Source organism: Vreelandella venusta (assembly GCF_015689495.1).
GTDB lineage: Bacteria > Pseudomonadota > Gammaproteobacteria > Pseudomonadales > Halomonadaceae > Vreelandella > Vreelandella venusta.
In genome coordinates this window covers 1,210,905-1,228,557 of record NZ_CP065135.1, presented here as the reverse complement: position 1 = coordinate 1,228,557, position 17,653 = coordinate 1,210,905, and the positions used below count along the sequence as shown (strand labels likewise).

14 protein-coding genes are annotated in these 17,653 nt (G+C 51.9%); 6 read left to right on the top strand and 8 right to left on the bottom strand.

Going from position 1 to position 17,653, the window contains the following annotated elements; genetic code table 11:
* Positions 1-136: 136 nt before the first annotated feature.
* The 3 genes from trmA to IR195_RS05735 all read right to left on the bottom strand — a co-directional run bounded on the left by trmA (position 137) and on the right by IR195_RS05735 (position 2,765).
* A complete protein-coding gene (trmA, locus tag IR195_RS05745) occupies positions 137-1,252 on the bottom strand; it encodes a tRNA (uridine(54)-C5)-methyltransferase TrmA (RefSeq protein WP_125746585.1) in 1,116 nt (371 codons plus the stop codon).
* A gap of 57 nt (positions 1,253-1,309) precedes the next feature.
* Positions 1,310-2,107, bottom strand: coding sequence for a glutamate racemase (gene murI, locus IR195_RS05740; RefSeq protein WP_125746582.1), 798 nt, complete (start codon positions 2,105-2,107; stop codon positions 1,310-1,312).
* Positions 2,108-2,219: 112 nt separating this feature from the next.
* Complete coding sequence (locus tag IR195_RS05735; protein WP_125746581.1) at positions 2,220-2,765, bottom strand: hemerythrin domain-containing protein; 546 nt, start codon at positions 2,763-2,765, stop codon at positions 2,220-2,222.
* Positions 2,766-3,019: 254 nt separating this feature from the next.
* On the opposite strand from IR195_RS05735, the gene IR195_RS05730 reads away from it, so the two are divergent.
* Positions 3,020-4,354: a replication-associated recombination protein A gene (locus IR195_RS05730; protein WP_125746579.1), complete on the top strand. Its 1,335-nt coding sequence runs from the start codon at positions 3,020-3,022 to the stop codon at positions 4,352-4,354.
* Between the two features lie 64 nt (positions 4,355-4,418).
* Here the strand turns inward: IR195_RS05730 and lolA are convergent, their stop codons facing one another.
* Both lolA and IR195_RS05720 read right to left on the bottom strand, forming a co-directional pair.
* Entirely contained in the window at positions 4,419-5,072 is a 654-nt protein-coding gene (lolA, locus tag IR195_RS05725; RefSeq protein ID WP_206049001.1) for an outer membrane lipoprotein periplasmic chaperone LolA, read from the bottom strand.
* Positions 5,073-5,240: 168 nt separating this feature from the next.
* Positions 5,241-8,702, bottom strand: coding sequence for a DNA translocase FtsK (locus tag IR195_RS05720; RefSeq protein ID WP_206049000.1), 3,462 nt, complete (start codon positions 8,700-8,702; stop codon positions 5,241-5,243).
* Between the two features lie 118 nt (positions 8,703-8,820).
* On the opposite strand from IR195_RS05720, the gene aat reads away from it, so the two are divergent.
* The 3 genes from aat (at position 8,821) to infA (ending at position 10,727) form a co-directional block, all read left to right on the top strand.
* Entirely contained in the window at positions 8,821-9,573 is a 753-nt protein-coding gene (aat, locus tag IR195_RS05715) for a leucyl/phenylalanyl-tRNA--protein transferase (RefSeq protein WP_146942548.1), read from the top strand.
* A gap of 61 nt (positions 9,574-9,634) precedes the next feature.
* Positions 9,635-10,369, top strand: a complete 735-nt coding sequence (locus IR195_RS05710) for an arginyltransferase (RefSeq protein ID WP_125746571.1) — start codon at positions 9,635-9,637, stop codon at positions 10,367-10,369.
* A gap of 139 nt (positions 10,370-10,508) precedes the next feature.
* On the top strand, positions 10,509-10,727 hold the full coding sequence (infA, locus tag IR195_RS05705; protein WP_007111068.1) for a translation initiation factor IF-1: 219 nt from the start codon (positions 10,509-10,511) through the stop codon (positions 10,725-10,727).
* Positions 10,728-10,918: 191 nt separating this feature from the next.
* Here infA and clpA read toward each other — a convergent pair whose 3' ends face one another.
* The 3 genes from clpA to IR195_RS05690 form a co-directional block, all read right to left on the bottom strand.
* On the bottom strand, positions 10,919-13,195 hold the full coding sequence (gene clpA, locus IR195_RS05700) for an ATP-dependent Clp protease ATP-binding subunit ClpA (RefSeq protein WP_125746569.1): 2,277 nt from the start codon (positions 13,193-13,195) through the stop codon (positions 10,919-10,921).
* A 138-nt stretch (positions 13,196-13,333) separates the two neighbouring features.
* Positions 13,334-13,657, bottom strand: coding sequence for an ATP-dependent Clp protease adapter ClpS (gene clpS, locus IR195_RS05695; protein WP_125753484.1), 324 nt, complete (start codon positions 13,655-13,657; stop codon positions 13,334-13,336).
* Between the two features lie 343 nt (positions 13,658-14,000).
* Positions 14,001-16,238 carry an NADP-dependent isocitrate dehydrogenase gene (locus tag IR195_RS05690; RefSeq protein ID WP_125746568.1) on the bottom strand — a complete coding sequence of 746 codons (2,238 nt, stop codon included), beginning with the start codon at positions 16,236-16,238 and terminating at the stop codon, positions 14,001-14,003.
* A 305-nt stretch (positions 16,239-16,543) separates the two neighbouring features.
* Here IR195_RS05690 and IR195_RS05685 point away from each other — a divergent pair, with 305 nt between their 5' ends.
* On the top strand, positions 16,544-17,146 hold the full coding sequence (locus IR195_RS05685) for a pseudouridine synthase (RefSeq protein WP_206048999.1): 603 nt from the start codon (positions 16,544-16,546) through the stop codon (positions 17,144-17,146).
* An 8-nt stretch (positions 17,147-17,154) separates the two neighbouring features.
* Positions 17,155-17,604 carry an NUDIX hydrolase gene (locus IR195_RS05680; RefSeq protein ID WP_125746564.1) on the top strand — a complete coding sequence of 150 codons (450 nt, stop codon included), beginning with the start codon at positions 17,155-17,157 and terminating at the stop codon, positions 17,602-17,604.
* Positions 17,605-17,653 lie beyond the last annotated feature (49 nt).

The following is a 17,653-nucleotide window of genomic DNA, read 5'->3' as shown; positions in this document are numbered from 1 at the left end:
TTTAGGCCACACTATCCACTAGCTTACGCTACCGTTACTTATCCCCCTAACCATCTGACAGGTTCTTCATGGTGTATGCCGCTTATGCATCATAAGCACTATTGACAAGAGCTCTTAAACATTATCAATAAGCTTTCTATTGCGCAGCATCCTTTCGTTTGAGCAATACACCGCATTCACAATGCTCGGTAAACGGAAACTGGTCAAAAAGCGCGAACCGTTCAATATGGTGCGTTTGCGTCAGTATGGTTAAGTTTTCGGCTAGCGTTGCAGGATTGCATGAAATATAGACGATTTGAGCGTATTCGCTGATTTGATGACAACTTTCAACGTCCAGACCCGCTCTTGGGGGGTCGACTAGCACGCTGGAAAACTCATACGCATCCAACGCCATCTCCGTCACTCGGCGACCTGTTTTGTCGCCTTTTAGCGCCAATGCGAACTCTTCAGCGGACATTCTTGCGACCTGAGCATTGGCTACCCCGTTAGCGTCCAGGTTAACGTTAGCGCTAGCTACCGAGGTGCGCGAAATTTCAGTTGCTAAAACGCGGCGGAAGTTATCCGCTAACGCAATGGTAAAGTTACCGTTACCACAGTAAAGCTCCACCAAGTCTTCCTCTTGCCGTCCGGCGGTGGCCTCTCTAGCCCAGCTAAGCATGGTCTGGCAGATATGCGCATTTGGCTGAGTAAAGCTGTTTTCAACCTGCTGATAAACCAGCTCACGACCATCAACTGTTAAGCGCTCCCATACATGATCGCGGGTTAGCACCAAGCGCTGTTTGCGCGAACGGCCAATAATCATGATGCCAAGCGTTGTCTCCAGCGCACGCGCTTCGGCTTCCCAGGCCTCGCCAAGCGGGCGGTGGTAAATCAGCGTTACCAGGGCTTCGCCAGATAAGGTGGTTAAAAACTCAACTTGAAATAAGCGCCGACGAAGTTCATCGCTGGCAAGGAACGCTTCTCGCAGACGCGGCATGAGCGCATTGATATGCTCACTGGCGACGGGAAACTGATCCAAACGCACAACCCGCTTATTTTTAGGATTGTGCGAATCGACCTCAAACATGGCGTAGAAGAGGTCGTCATCTTCATGCCAGATGCGAAATTCGCAGCGTTGCCGATAGTGGCTTGGCGGTGAGGGGTAGACTTCTAGCGTGGGTGTGGTGAACGCTGCAAAGGTTTTCTCCACGTAGGCTTGCTTTTCAGCGAGCTGTTCGGCGTAGCGTTCTGGTTCTACAGTGGGGATCGCCAAGGTAGTTCCTCATTTAAGTAAATAACATCAATAAAAACAAATAACCTAACAGAGGGACTACACCGCGTTAGGAATCGACAATTGTTGTGGCGCGTGAAAACCAAAACGCGCTAATCCGTTAGTCAGTTGCGACGCTGATGCTGTCGTGAAACAACGTCCATCTTGGGTGCTACTGACGATGGTAGGTGCCACTTGTCCTACCCGACGAGCAATAGCATCGCCAGAATCTACCCACGCCAGAGGTACCGGCGATAGCCGGATTAGCTCAGTTTTCAGCAGTGGAAAATGGGTACAGCCCAGCACAACGGTATCAAGTGCTGGGTTAGCCTGGGTAGCCTGCCATAACGGTGTTAGCGCTAGGTTTATGCGCTGCTGGTTAATCGGTATGCCGGATAGCCACGCTTCCGCCTCTGTGACAAGTTCACCTGCTGCCACCCTGGTGATCACACAGTCGCTCGCGAAACTATTAATTAACGTCTGCGTATACGGTCTATTGACGGTCGCCGCTGTAGCGAGCAAGCCAATGTGACGTGTCTGACTACGCAACGCAGCAGGTTTGATAGCAGGCACCGTTCCAACAACCGGGATATCTAACGCTGCACGCAATCCCTCTAACGCTAGAGTACTAGCGGTATTACAGGCAACGACTAAGACACTCGCTTGGCAGGCATCCACGGCTGCTTTACATACCGAGACAATACGCTGGGAGAGCGTCATATCATCGCGTAGACCATAGGGTAACCACGCATTATCACAGGCATAACACATTGCCAGGTGGGGATAATGCTGGCGAAGCGCATGGGCAACAGAAAGTCCCCCCACACCAGAATCAAACAGTAGTACAGGCCCTGACATCACCGCTTAACCAACCAATACGTTTTGTACACACCACCCTCCTCAAGCCGCCAATAAAAACGGGGCGTTAGTCTAACACGCCCCGCCCCCCCTTGAGTGATCAGCTGATGCGCTACATTGGCGGCACTTCGGCACCACGCAATTCAGCGTAAAGTTCGGGGTACGCTTGCTGTAGGCGCTCTAGCTCTTGTTCAGCCCCCTCAGGTAGCGCTTGACGAAGCTCTTCCATATCTTCTTCGCTGAAATGCTCATCTATCAACGGGAACAGGCCCTCTCTCTCATGACGGAGATAAGCACGGTGTGCATCAAGGTACTCTTTCAGCGCCTCTGCAAAGAGGTCCATTGGCAGCACATTATCCATTAGAATCATGTCGATATCATTGGATAGACGAGACAGACGTGGCTTTAATTTACGATAGTCACTGGCCATTTGCTCCATCAATGGCAGATGCTCAGGGGCCTGCTTTTGCAGACGCTCCACGCAGATCTTTTCCAGCGGAGAAGCGAAACCATCCATATAAGACAAAATGTAATCCACCACCTCGCGCATCAACTGGAAATCGGGCCGTTCACCGCTCGCGAGTGTTTTTTGTTTCAGCTGCAACACATGGAGCATTCGCGCCATGTTGGCATGATCTAGACGCAGTTGGTTTAACATCTTGCCGCCTCCTTTGTAAGTGCCTTACCTTTCGCCCATTGCCTGCTAGCGCTTAGGCGCATGGCATGAGCAGGGTTCAACTACACTAGTGTTAATCGTTACCATGCGCCTTTGGCATTACCTAGACAAGTAGGCGCTTATCCGTCGGTTATGCCCAAAGGTAGCCCGACGTTACATTATTTACCACAGACACGTGTTAATCGTTGATTGTTCAATGGCAAGATTTACGCTGGAAATTGATAGGGAACGTTTATATGGATCTTTTTGACCGCGCGTCCGTTACCACGAGCGAAGACGTGCCCCTTGCCTACCGTATGCGCCCACTAACCCTTAACGATTACGTCGGCCAGCAAGCACTAGTGGGGCCTGATAAACCGCTACGTCGAATGGCAGAGTCTGGCATTGTGCGCTCAATGATTTTGTGGGGGCCGCCAGGCGTGGGGAAAACCACGCTAGCAGAGTTATTAGCACGCGCGTCTGGCGCTTATCTTGAGCATTTAAGTGCCGTCATGGCCGGTGTAAAAGAAATTCGCTCAGCCGTCGAGCGAGCACAGCAACGTACATCACCCACCCTGCTGTTCTTAGATGAAATCCACCGTCTGAACAAGAGCCAACAGGACGCGTTGCTGCCCCATGTGGAGTCTGGCCTGCTAACACTGATCGGCGCAACAACAGAAAACCCCTCTTTTGAGGTCAACTCGGCGCTACTTTCCCGTGCTCGGGTGTATGTACTTAAACCGCTAAGCCATGACGAGCTTCTCCAGGTTTTGTCTCAGGCATTAAACGATGCTGAGCATGGGCTGGGGAGGCGCCGCATCGAGATGGAAGAGGGAGTATTAGATGCCCTTGCTCATGCTAGTGCAGGCGATGCTCGTCGCGCGCTGGGACTACTGGAAACGGCCTGCGACTTTACTCAACAACATGGTGATAAAGAGGTACTACACAAAGCGGTGCTAGCCGATGTTGTCGGCCATCAATCAAGCGCCTTTGATAAGCAGGGTGATGCTTATTACGATCTATTATCAGCAATTCATAAATCAATTCGCTCATCACGTCCCGATTCAGCCTTGCTGTATATGGCACGCTTTTTACAGGGCGGCGGCGACCCGCTTGATATTGTGCGCCGCTTAACGGCGATTGCCTCCGAAGATGTCGGCAATGCTGATCCACGAGCACTGCCCCTGGTCATTGCTGCCTGGGATGCCTACTTACGCTTAGGCGATTATGAGGGCCAGCGAGCGATTGCCCACGCCGCCATTCATTTAGCGGTTGCTCCAAAAAGTAATCGTATCGACCGTGCCTGGAAGGCGGCTCAGCAGTTTGTACAGCAGCAACCACAGCTGGAAGTTCCCAGCTATCTTCGTAACGCTCCTACCAAGTTGATGGAGCAGTTAGGACATGGCCACGGTTATCGCTATGCGCATAACGAACCCCATGGTTACCCTGCTGGCAGTGCTCATGACTGTTGGCCTGATGACTTACCTAAAGCACGCTTTTATGAACCGAGCGTCTTTGGCCAGGAGAAACGCTTTGGTGAAATAATGGCATGGCGGGAACAGCAGGATCTAGAAGCAGATCAGGCACCTTAAGGTGCCTGATCGGATCATCGGATGACATTAATGCGAGCGTGTACTGCTCTTCTCACACCATTTTTTACAGCTCTTCGCGGATAACATCAGTGCCTTCAGGAATATCAAAATTGAATAAGCTGCGGTCAATATTACCGTTACGGGTAATGTCGCTAAACGTAATTGCGGTACGTTGACCAGTGCTGTCCATCATCCACAGTTGCGTTAAGGTCTGATCGTCAAAGACCATGCTGAGCTCTTCGAATAACGTATCCGCTGAGATGGGAATCAGCGTAAACACATCGTCACCGTCCTGCTGCTCATGAAATACGTCATAGCTGGCAGTTAAATCGCTTGCACTGCCTGAGAGCAACAGCGCGGGGGTATGAGTGACCCGGTCATCCATTGCCTGAATGGTGACTTGCTCAAGATCAGGGTCATAGAGATATACATCATCACCATCCGAGACGACGACTTGCGTATAAGGCGCATCGACTTCCCAACGTAGCATGCCGGGACGCGACAGCCACATTTCTCCACGCGCGCTTTGTAAACGCTCGCCACCACCGTCCAAAATTTGCTGTTCAAATGTCGCTTGATAGTTCTCAAGCGGGTCAAGCCGCTCAGTCAGGCGCTCTGCGGCCTCGTTGGCCCACGCAATAGGCGATGCAAAGGCTAATCCTAGCGCACTGGCTGCTAACGCCAACGCTGATGAGCGTCGAGTATGTGTATCGCGCATTATTTTCTCCCTAGGCAGTCATTGCCGGATAGCGGACAAGGCAAGGAGCGTTAAGACGATCCGTGTAGCCTCTCAGACGCAAAACGCGCCGTAGGGTTTCACCTACGGCGCGATTTTCACGCTTATTGCATTATTGAACCAAGCACCTAGTATTCACTAACAGATAAGTCAGTGGCCTACCGGAGGCGGTGCTAACACTTCACGGGCACCGTTAGACCCCATAGATGTCACCACACCGGCACCTTCCATTGCTTCTACCAAGCGCGCAGCGCGGTTGTAGCCGATTTTGAAGCGGCGCTGAACGGCAGATATAGAAGCTTTGCGTGTTTCTGTAACGAACTGAACCGCCTCATCATAAAGCGCATCCTGCTCAGCATCATCGCCATCGACACCCTCAGCCTCAAGTCCCGTCAACGCATCGGCAGTGACACCGCCTGACAAAATCTCTTCGATGTACTCAGGCGTGCCACGTCGCTTCCAATCATCCACAACCCGGTGCACTTCGTCATCGTCTACAAAAGCACCATGAATACGGTTAGGCGGCCCCGAACCTGCAGGTAGATAAAGCATATCACCATGGCCAAGCAGGCTTTCGGCGCCCCCCTGATCCAAAATGGTACGTGAATCAATCCGCGACGATACCTGGAAGGCCATGCGCGACGGAATATTCGCCTTAATCAGCCCCGTCACTACATCAACAGAGGGGCGCTGAGTAGCCAAAATCAGGTGGATACCCGCTGCGCGCGCCTTTTGCGCCAAGCGAGCAATGAGTTCTTCAACTTTCTTACCGACGATCATAAACATGTCGGCGAACTCGTCGATCACCACCACGATGTAGGGCAGCTTTTCAAGGATTGGCGGCGTCTGATGCATTTCCCAAGGCTGCGGCTCCCAAAGCGGGTCGGCAACTTGTGCGCCGGCACTCTCAGCCTCATCTAAACGCCCATTAAAGCCTGCAATGTTACGCACCCCCATTGCCGCCATTAATTTGTAGCGACGCTCCATCTCCGCAACACACCAACGCAGACTATTTGCAGCCTCCTTCATATCAGTGACCACGGGAGCCAAAAGGTGCGGAATGCCATCGTAAACTGACAGCTCCAGCATTTTTGGGTCAACCATGATTAGCTTGAGCTCATCTGGAGTCGCTTTAAGCAGCATGGAAATCAGCATGGCATTCACACCCACTGACTTACCAGACCCTGTCGTACCCGCAACCAAAAGGTGAGGCATCTTGCCTAGATTAGCGACAACCGGCCCGCCGCCAATGTCCTGACCCAACGCCATGGTCAGTGGCGAGCTCTCCTGTTGGTAGCGGTCAGAGTCAATGACTTCACGCAGGCGAATCATTGCGCGATGGGGATTAGGTATTTCAATGCCAACCGTTGGACGACCAGGAATGACCTCCACCACACGTACACTCTTGACCATTAACGAGCGTGCTAGGTCTTTAGCAAGGTTGCTGATTTTGGAAACTTTCACCCCAGCCGCTGGCTTAATTTCAAACCGAGTGATAACAGGACCAGGCCATGTATCAACGACTTCCGCTTTAACACCATACTCACGCAGCCGCACTTCCAAGAGCTCGGCCATATCAGCAAGCTGCTCGTCGGTGTAATTAGGCTCATGCGGCTCTGGAGGCGTCAGCAATTGGAGACTAGGCACATCCCCTTCTGGCTCATCGAAAGTTTCAAACGCCGGACGCTGGCTCTGCAGATGCTCAACCGTCCATAGAGTAGGCCCATTGTCGGCGTCTTCTTTTTCTTCAGAAGACGCCACGTCGGCAGGCATGTCATTTGGAACCAACGCCTCAGAAGGCTCATCTCGGAGACTTTCAACCCCAGGCGCCTCCGCTCTGAGTGGCTCAACGCTAGGCACCTCAGCATCATGAAGCGTTGGCTCTTGGCGCACGGCAGTTACGGCTGACCGTGCAACAGGAAGGTCATCTTCCTCATCATCCCATACTGGCTCTGGTACGACTTCAGGTACCCGTTCGGAGCGAGGCTCAGGGGGATTCGCATAGACAGAGCGAGAGTCACCCTCATCTCGATCTCGCGGCGTGATTGCGGGCGTGGGCGTATGCTCGGGTTCAGGCATGCGCGTAGAAACAGGCGCCACCTCGCGCTCAACGTCGTCGCCTTGTTTAGCTGCGTCATGCTGTTTTATTTCATGCGCTGCATAAGACATCGCCTGAGACGTAGCTCGAGGCTCTATTTCATCGCGTGATACACCCATCGATGAATTAAATGGCTGCGTCTCTGCTGACTGGAAACTAGGCGCAGAATGAGAAGCCGTTTTTTCACCTGCCGACTCATCACGCGCTGGCTGATCGAACGTCGGCTCAGCCTCTCTCGCGGAGAGGGGTACTGAAAGTGTTGGCTCGCTGCTTTCGTCCTTGATGCGCACCGCAAAAGCATCCTCGCGAGGCGCGCTGGGTAACTTTTCCTCGACGCTTTCTGCAGTATCTTGTGCAGCTTTTTCCACACCGCTGCTCGCAATAGGCTCTATTTTAGGCTCTGTTTTCGGCTCTGTTTTAGCTTCACGCCGTTCTTCAACTGTGTTGACAGGCGGCTGGCTATTAGACTCAACCGGCGAAGCATCATGAGGGGCAGCCTGTTCAGGAATAGTCTGCTCAGGCGCAGCTGAGGATGCTGACTTAGGCAAGCCCTCCTCAGGCAACGCACCTGAAAATGCAGCAGCTGCCCATGGAATTGAGGTATCAGTCGTCGTAGAAAAACTAGGCTCACGACGTACGCGGCTGCTTTCTTGGGCGGGTGCCTGCTGGTGACTACTTTCTTTTTGACTTGGACGCTGCTCGTCACTCTCTGGCTTAGCCGCTTTAAATTCAGCTAGCGGTTTCTCTTTTACTTTTTGAGACGCCGCTTTCGCGGCAGCACGCACAGCAGCACGCTGGGAGCGTTTCTCACGCCCTTTAGCACGCCGAGCGCTGAACCACCCGCCTACTTTACACAGGCGACGACCAAGCTCATCAGCCACCTGTAACCACGACATGCCGCTAAACAGTGGAAAACCGATCAAGATTAGGGCAGCAGAAATAAGGCCAACGCCGCCGCTGCTGACCAGGGGTTTTAGGGTACTTACTAATCCTTCGCCCAATATACCGCCAGAGGCGTAAGGCAAAATGCTGTCAGGATGATAAAAATGCAGCGCCCCCAGCATCGTCGTGCCGAAGATAAGCAGCACTAACCCACCGGTATGGACAGCGATCGCTACCGGATCGATATCAAAGCGTACTTGGCGCGATCTCATTAGCCACCAAGCTGCATAACCAAACATTCCCGGCCACCACAGGGCACTTGCTCCCGACAGCGAATACAGCACGTCTGCAAGCCAGGCACCAACAGCTCCCATCCAGTTATGAACATCCGTTTCCGGACCTTGATAAGACCAACCTGGGTCGGCAGGGTCATAACTAAACAGTGCCAATAACAAAAATACGCACAACGCAAGCAGCACGACGACCACACCTTCGCGCGCCGAGCCCTGCAAGCGCAAACCAAATCGACGAGCTTTATCCTTTGCAGCTTTAACTCGCCCAGTTGAGGCTGTTGATGATGGTTGACGCGAGTTACGTTGCGTTCGCTTGTCTACCGCCTTATTTACTTTCAAGCGATTCTCCCTTTACACCTCAATGGCGTCTTTAATCCACTTGCGAGTTTGCATCATACCGAGCATCCTTTCGCCGTCACAGCGCTTCTATCGAAGTGTTCAGTAACAGGAGCAAACAATGCTACCTTGGCTTTCATCGCCACAGCCCATCTTTCCGTCTACCGAACTTGCCCTCGAGTCACCGAACGGCCTTCTTGCCGCGGGCGGAGAACTCTCCCCCCACTGGTTAATCGACGCTTACCGAAAAGGTATTTTTCCATGGTATAGCGATGATGAACCTATCTTATGGTGGAGCCCCAACCCACGCATGGTATTGCAACCAGCACAGTTTAAACGACGTCGTAGCCTTGTTAAGCGATTGCGACATGGTGGCTTTATCGTCACTCTGGATCAACAGTTTGAAAACATTGTTAAAGCATGCGCTGCGCCACGTTCTGGGGAACCGGGCACCTGGATCAATCAAGATATGCGCCACGCTTACCAACGTCTACATGAGCTAGGCATCGCGCATAGCATTGAAGTGCATCTTGATGGACAACTGGTTGGCGGGCTTTATGGATTAGCCATGGGGCCTATCTTCTTTGGCGAATCAATGTTCTCGAAAGTGCCCGATGCTTCCAAAATTGCCCTTGCCCACTTAGCCAATGCCATGCAACACCATGAGGGTAAACTGATCGACTGTCAGATGCACACACCTCACTTGGCGAGCCTTGGTGCGACAACAGTCGCTCGTAAGACGTTCATCAACTATCTTGAAAAGTGGTTGCCTAACGAGGCATTTAACTTAACGAATATGACCAATGAAGCGCCTACTATACCTGGATCACCGTGGCTTGATGCCATTGCTTCAGGCCATCATCCAGAATGGTAGACGTATTCAAACTAGTCCATGTTCAAGCTAGTCCATGTTCAACTAAGCAAGGAGGCAAGCCGTGAGTAGTAACGCTCCTCGCCGCCCGGTGCGGGATTTGCGCTTCTTCCTAACCGTTCCCCATGCCTGCAGCTATCTTCCTGGCAAGGAAGCAACCACTCTGTTCCTGGACCCCCAGGAATCTCCCGTTCCTGGCGTTTATGATTCACTCTCATTGCTCGGTTTTCGTCGCAGCGGTCGCCATCTATACCGCCCTCACTGCGAAGGTTGCAATGCCTGTCGCTCAGTACGCATTCCTATCAGCGACTTCAGCGCTAACCGCACCCAACGCAAACTCTGGCGTCTTAATGCTGATATTACTACACGTGTAGTACCTGCACGCTATGAGGCAGAGCATTATACGCTCTATGCAGACTATATCCGCATACGCCACGCCGATGGTGACATGTATCCGCCGAGCCGAGAGCAGTATCGTACCTTTTTAACGCTCGAAGAACCCTATGCACATCTTTTAGAAATGCACCTGGACGGGAAACTCGTCGCGGTCGCGGCATTTGATCAACTTGAGCATGGGCTATCGGCTATTTACACGTTTTTTAGTGTCGACAAGGCCCTGGAAAAGCGATCCCTGGGAACGTTTGCTATTCTCAAGCTTATTGAACTGTGTGGTGAAAAGTCTCTCCCCCACTTATATCTTGGATATTGGATTGAGGAGTGCCGTAAGATGAGCTATAAGCGTGCGTTCACGCCAATAGAAGTGCTCGACGGGCGTCATTGGCGGCCTTTAATTTGCTAAACTTGCCAGCTTTTTTGCCTTGATGGCAGGCTTACGGCACAATATAGCGCTGCTTGCTGGGCAGTCGTCATCTGACGATGCCCACTGAAGTAACTAATTAGACCAAACCATTACGTTAAATAAGTGAGGATCTGCCTATATGGCACGCGAAGATCATATTGAAATGGAAGGCGTTATTGTTGATACCCTTCCCAACACCATGTTCCGTGTTGAGCTGGAAAACGGCCACGTCGTTACTGCTCATATTTCAGGCAAGATGCGCAAAAACTACATCCGCATCCTGACAGGTGACAAGGTAAAAGTAGAGCTGACGCCCTACGATCTGTCAAAAGGCCGTATCGTTTATCGCTCGCGCTAAGCCTTGGTAATGCCTTCAAGCAAACACTGTCCGCGCAAGCACGCATCCTGTTTTCAAATACAGTGCAAATATAGCGTAAGTACGGCGCCGCTCTCTGGAAACGACAACGCCCCGTCGGATGACAGGGCGCTGTGCTAGTTAGGCATGAGCATAAAGGCCTAGTGTGGACTTAGGTGGCCTTAGCGCCCTTTTCAGGGCGCATCTGCCATCTCCGATTCCATTGATAAATGCAGCTCTCCCTCTTCAAGGCTTACGTGCACAATACCGCCTTGATCAGCCAACTCACCAAACAAAATCATCTCGGCCAACGGCTTTTTCAGTTTCTCTTGGATCAAGCGGGCCATTGGGCGTGCCCCCATATCAGGGTCGTATCCCTTCTCTGCCAACCAATCTCGTGCTGTATCATCCACTTCAAGCTGTACACGCTTTTCGTCCAGCTGCGCTTGTAGCTCGATCAGGAACTTATCGACAACGTTACGCACAACGGAGGTTGGCAGTGCATGGAACTGGATAATACCATCCAAGCGGTTGCGGAACTCAGGCGAGAAGGTACGGCGAATCACTTCCATCGCGTCGGTTGAGTGATCTTGGCTTTGGAAACCGATAGAGCGCCGTGACGCCTGCTCTGCCCCTGCGTTAGAGGTCATGATCAGGATAACATGACGGAAATCCGCCTCGCGGCCATTATTGTCTGTCAAACGACCGTGATCCATCACCTGCAGAAGCAGGTTAAACACTTCAGGATGCGCCTTCTCAATTTCATCTAGCAACAATACACAGTGCGGTTGCTTGGTAATGGCTTCAGTTAACAGCCCTCCTTGGTCATAGCCAACATAGCCTGGAGGGGCACCAATCAAGCGAGAAACAGTATGACGCTCCATGTACTCCGACATATCAAAGCGTACTAGCTCGATACCCATGATATGCGCCAACTGCTTAGCCACTTCGGTCTTACCAACGCCGGTTGGGCCAGCAAATAAGAAACTACCTACTGGCTTATCTGGCGATTTCAAACCGGCACGGGAAAGCTTAATGGCAGCAGAGAGAGTATCGATGGCCTCATCTTGTCCGAACACCAGCATTTTCAAGTCGCGGTCAAGCTTTTCAAGCAATTTACGATCAGAGCTTGAAACACTCTTTGGCGGAATCCGCGCAATAGATGCCACTACTGCTTCCACTTGCTCAACATCAATGGTGTTAGCCCGCACTTCCGGCGGCAGCATCCGTTGGTGCGCGCCTGCTTCATCAATCACATCGATGGCTTTGTCAGGTAGGTGACGGTCATTGATATAGCGATCAGCCAAACGCGCGGCACTCTCTAGCGCGCCATCGGTGTACTTAAGCTCATGGTGTTCTTCAAAGCGCGAACGCAGCCCTTTCAGGATCTTGATGGTGTCATCTACAGAAGGCGCGAGCACATCCACTTTTTGGAACCGGCGAGCCAGAGCGCGATCTTTCTCAAAAATACCGCGGAACTCCTGGAAGGTTGTCGAACCGATACAACGCAGCTCACCAGAGGAGAGTAAGGGCTTCAGTAAATTAGACGCATCCATGACGCCACCCGAAGCAGCCCCCGCCCCAATGACGGTATGAATCTCGTCAATAAAGAGCACAGCGTTAGGCTGCTTACGTAATTCACTAAGCAAGCTTTTTAGGCGCTTCTCGAAATCACCACGGTATTTAGTACCCGCTAATAGCGCCCCCATATCAAGTGAGTAGACCACTGCGTCAGCAATCACATCTGGCACGTCTTCTTCAACAATGCGCTTTGCCAAACCTTCCGCGATAGCGGTTTTACCAACACCCGCCTCGCCGACCAATAGCGGATTATTCTTGCGCCGACGGGCAAGGATTTGCACCACGCGCTCAAGCTCATGGTCGCGACCAATCAATGGGTCTATTTTGCCTTGACGCGCCTGCTCGTTCAGATTGGTAGCGTAACCGGTTAATGGATGCGCAGCCCCTTCAGAGCTACCCTCTTCAGCATCTTCACTCTCTTGGGAAGACGGCGATGGAGCAGGCCCATGGCCAGCTACCTTAGAAATACCATGAGCGATATAGTTAACAGCGTCTACACGTGCAACGCTTTGCTGCTTGAGGAAGTAAACGGCTTGGCTTTCTTGCTCAGAGAAAATAGCGACCAGCACATTAGCGCCAGTCACTTCACTCTTTCCAGATGACTGCACGTGAAATACAGCACGTTGCAGTACGCGCTGAAATCCAAGGGTTGGTTGCGTTTCGCGATCCGCCTGACTCTCAGGAATCAATGGCGTAGTCGAATTAATAAAGTCCTGCAGATCGGACCGCAGCTTATCGAGATTCGCCCCACACGCCTTTAGCACGTCAACTGCTGACGCATTATCCAACAACGCCAGGAGCAGGTGCTCAACGGTCATAAACTCGTGGCGCTTTGAGCGAGCCACGGTAAAGGCCGTGTTCAGGGTAAGTTCAAGTTCTTTGCTCAGCATGGCAGTCCCCTTTTCGCTACTACCTAGGGCGTGTCGCCACCTAGGGCTTGCGTCGGATCAGTTTAATCGACCGGCACTTTCAACATCGGGTACAAATGGCGCACTTGCAAGGCCCATCGCTAATTTTTTTCAACGCTTTCAGTCAGCAGCTTCAATATCACACATTAAAGGATGCTCGCATTCGCGGGCATATTCATTGACTTGATAACTTTTCGTTTCTGCAATATCCCGTGTAAAGATCCCGCACGTCGCTTTACCTTGGGTATGCACTGCAAGCATGACCTGGACCGCTTGCTCACTATCCATATTAAAAAATTCCTGTAATACCTCAACGACGAACTCCATCGGTGTGAAATCGTCATTATGAAGTACCACTTTATATAGCGGCGGCCGAGCAAGCTCAGGCTCAGCTGGCTCAACGGCCAGATCATCATCATATTCAGGCGCATCAGGCCGAGTCATTCCTGCGTGCAGGATAGCCGTAACGCATAGGCTGTCTGTAGTAGGCATAAGCAGCAAGGTTTGTCGTCTCTTAGCTGGCGGGTGGTGTCTTACAGCGCTTGAGTCATTCTAGCGTTCGTTGCCCTAGCTTGAATGACGCTAGTTCTAATGACTCTAGCCATTACTCATTCAGCGTTGTTCGACTCACTGTAGTAAGACGCCCGTTACCAGCAAGGGTTCATGGAAAATACAAAATTAGCATACTAAATAAGACAAAAAACCCTCGCCCACCAAGGCGGGCGAGGGATATCACAGCATTTTCATGAGTATTGCCGAACAGCAACACAGAGCGCTTGTGATTTATTTAACCGTTAGCGACCATTGCAAGGGCTTCGTTAAGCGTCTTACTCGGGCGCATAACTTGACTAGCCACTTCCCCATTCGGGTGGTAATAGCCTTTAAGGTCAACAGGCTGGCCTTGCACGCTATTCAGTTCGTCAATGATCGTAGCTTCATTGGCTTTCAGCGTTTCTACCAAACGGGCAAAGCGTGTTTTTAGTTCAGCGTCTTCATCCTGAGCTGCTAGTGCTTCTGCCCAATAGAGCGCTAGATAGAAGTGGCTTCCTCGGTTATCAAGCTCACCCACTTTGCGCGAAGGTGATTTATTGCTCTCAAGGAACTTGCCGTTAGCTTCATCCAACGCTTTTGCCAGTAACTTAGCACGGTCATTGCCAAAACGTTTGGCGAGGTGCTCCAAAGAAGCAACCAGCGCCAGGAACTCGCCAAGGCTGTCCCAGCGTAAGTGGTTCTCTTCAAGCAGCTGCTGAACGTGCTTAGGTGCGGAACCACCAGCCCCCGTTTCAAACAGACCGCCGCCATCCATCAGCGGCACGATGGAAAGCATTTTGGCACTAGTGCCCAATTCAAGAATCGGGAATAGGTCTGTCAGGTAGTCGCGGAGAATGTTGCCCGTCACCGAGATTGTATCAAGGCCACGAATCACGCGCTCAAGGGTGTAACGCATCGCCCGGACTTGAGACATGATATGGATTTCGAGGCCATCCGTATCGTGATCTTTGAGGTACGTTTTGACCTTTTTGATCAGCTCATTCTCGTGCGGACGGTAAGGGTCAAGCCAGAACACCGTCGGCATACCAGAATCACGGCAGCGCTCAACCGCCAACTTCACCCAGTCGCGAATCGGCGCGTCTTTAACCTGGCACATACGCCAGATATCGCCCTGCTCCACAGTCTGTGACAGCAGTACTTCACCTGTGTCCAGATCGGTGATATTGGCAACACCATCCGCAGGCACTTCGAAGGTTTTATCGTGCGAGCCGTACTCTTCGGCTTTTTGCGCCATCAAACCAACATTGGGCACAGTACCCATTGTGGCCGGATCAAACGCGCCGTGCCACTTACAGAAGTTGATCATTTCCTGATAGATACGCGCAAACGTCGACTCGGGCATGACGGCTTTGACGTCCTTGAGACGACCATCAGCACCGTACATCTTACCGCCAGCGCGAATCATTGCAGGCATCGAAGCATCGACAATCACATCGCTGGGTGAGTGGAAGTTGGTGATGCCACGTGCCGAGTCAACCATCGCCAGCTCTGGGCGCTTGTCATGGCACGCATGCAGATCACTAATGACTTCATCACGCTGGGATTCTGGCAAGGTCGCAATTTTATCGTAAAGATTAGCGATGCCGTTGTTAACATCGACACCCAGCTCTTTGAAGAGCTCACCGTGCTTCTCAAAGGCGTCCTTGTAGAAAATTTTGACGCAGTGCCCGAACACAATGGGGTGCGAGACCTTCATCATCGTCGCTTTTACGTGCAATGAGAACATCACACCGGTCTTACGCGCATCCTCGATTTCACGCTCGTAAAACTCCAGCAACGCTTTCTTGCTCATAAACATGCTGTCGATGATTTCGCCTTCCAGCAGCTCGACCCGGGGCTTGAGCACCTTGGTTTCACCGTTGGCAGTGATCAGCTCCATCTTGACGTTGCGGGCGCGATCCAGAGTCATCGACTTCTCGCCGTGGTAGAAGTCGCCACTATGCATGTGCGAAACATGGGTACGCGACGCCTGGCTCCACTCCCCCATAGAATGCGGGTACTTGCGGGCGTACTCTTTTACCGCCTTTGGTGCGCGACGATCAGAGTTACCTTCACGCAATACGGGGTTAACTGCGCTGCCTTTCACTTTGTCGTAGCGCGCTTTAACATCTTTTTCTTCGTCGCTGCTGGGGTCGTCCGGATACTCGGGCAGCTTGTAACCTTGTTCTTGCAGCTCTTTGATCACCGCCCGTAGCTGCGGCATAGAAGCACTGATATTCGGTAATTTGATGATATTGGCTTCAGGCACCTTGGCCAGTGCACCCAACTCGGCCAGGTGATCCTCGATACGCTGCTCTTCAGTCAAGTAGTCGGGAAATAAAGAGAGAACGCGAGCCGCCAGGGAAATATCCCGGGTTTCCACCTCGATACCCGCAGCGTCGGTGAAAGCGTCAATAATCGGTAGCAAAGAGTATGTCGCGAGCGCAGGCGCTTCGTCGGTGAGCGTGTAAATGATCTTCGGCGTTTTAGACATTTTGCGTTAACCTCTTTTTTCTATCGCTGTGATTATAGAGATCCTGAGCGACGCGACTTCTTCAACGAGAGACCATGCCGCGAAGCAGGCGGGGCCATTTAATTTGGCTTTCCCGGTTATCAATCGGTGGTTTTTACGGTGGTTATTTCAGTGGAAATTACGACAACTCCAGCACGACATAAACGCGATTCAAAGGCAGCTTTTCAAGCACTGCCTTTGACAGATTAGCCTCAAAGTATACCAGCGCTGCATTTTAATCGCATGAGAGATTGTCGACAAATCAAGGGCACCCTTCTAAAGAGATTATGAGCACTTTATATTTACTGCATAAACCCTATCGTATGCTCTCTCAGTTTACCGACAAACAAGGCCGCGCCACATTAGCCGATGTTATAGATGTGCCTGGCGTATACTCCGCAGGGCGACTTGATTATGACTCTGAGGGTCTGCTGTTATTAAGTGATGATGGCAGTCTCATTCACCGTATCGCCCACCCACGTCACAAGCAGCCCAAAACTTACTGGGTGCAGCTCGAAGGGCGGATTAATGATGAGGCAATGAGTGCGCTGAAAAACGGTGTCGTCTTAAAAGATGGCCCAACCCAGCCTGCAAAAGCCCGGCGTATTGAACCACCGGCCATCGCACAACGCGACTCAAGGATTGACCCTAAGCGCCACCCAATTACTAGTTGGTTGGAACTAACAATCAGCGAAGGCCGCAACCGCCAAGTACGGCGCATGACTGCCCATGTAGGATTTCCTACGTTGAGATTGATACGCGCGGCGATTGGCACTTGGCAACTTGGCGATTTGGCTCCGGGCGAGTGGCGCAAAGAAACACTACACGCCCCCCGCCCCACTAAAGCGACTAAGCGCAGTAGCGCTCCTCGGCGCAGGTACTCAAAATGAGCAGTGAGATGATAAAAAATGCCATCATCAGAAGCACCGTTGCCTGCGTGATCCAGCGCAATGATCGTTTTTTGATGGTGGAAGAAGCCCGCGGCGGCAGACAAACCGTGTTTAACCAACCAGCTGGACATGTAGAGCCAGGCGAAGGCCCAATGGCAGCCATCTTGCGCGAAGTACAGGAAGAAACCGCTTGGCAGGTGACGCTAACCGACTACTTAGGGCTTTATGTCTTCCACACGCCCGAAGGCCTTACCTTTCATAGCCATGGTTTTATAGCCACACCAGACGTCATGCTCTCATCCCCCATTGATAGCGACATCACCGCCACTCACTGGCTGACATTAAATGACATCAAGGCTCTCGGCGATGCTGGCCGGCTGCGCAGCCCCCTGGTGCTGAAACGGATCGAAAACGCCATTAAGGGCCGCTGTTTTCCTCTCGCCGTGATTCATGAGTGAAGCACTCGAAGCACCAAGCCTCCATCGTGTATAATCAGCATCCAATTGC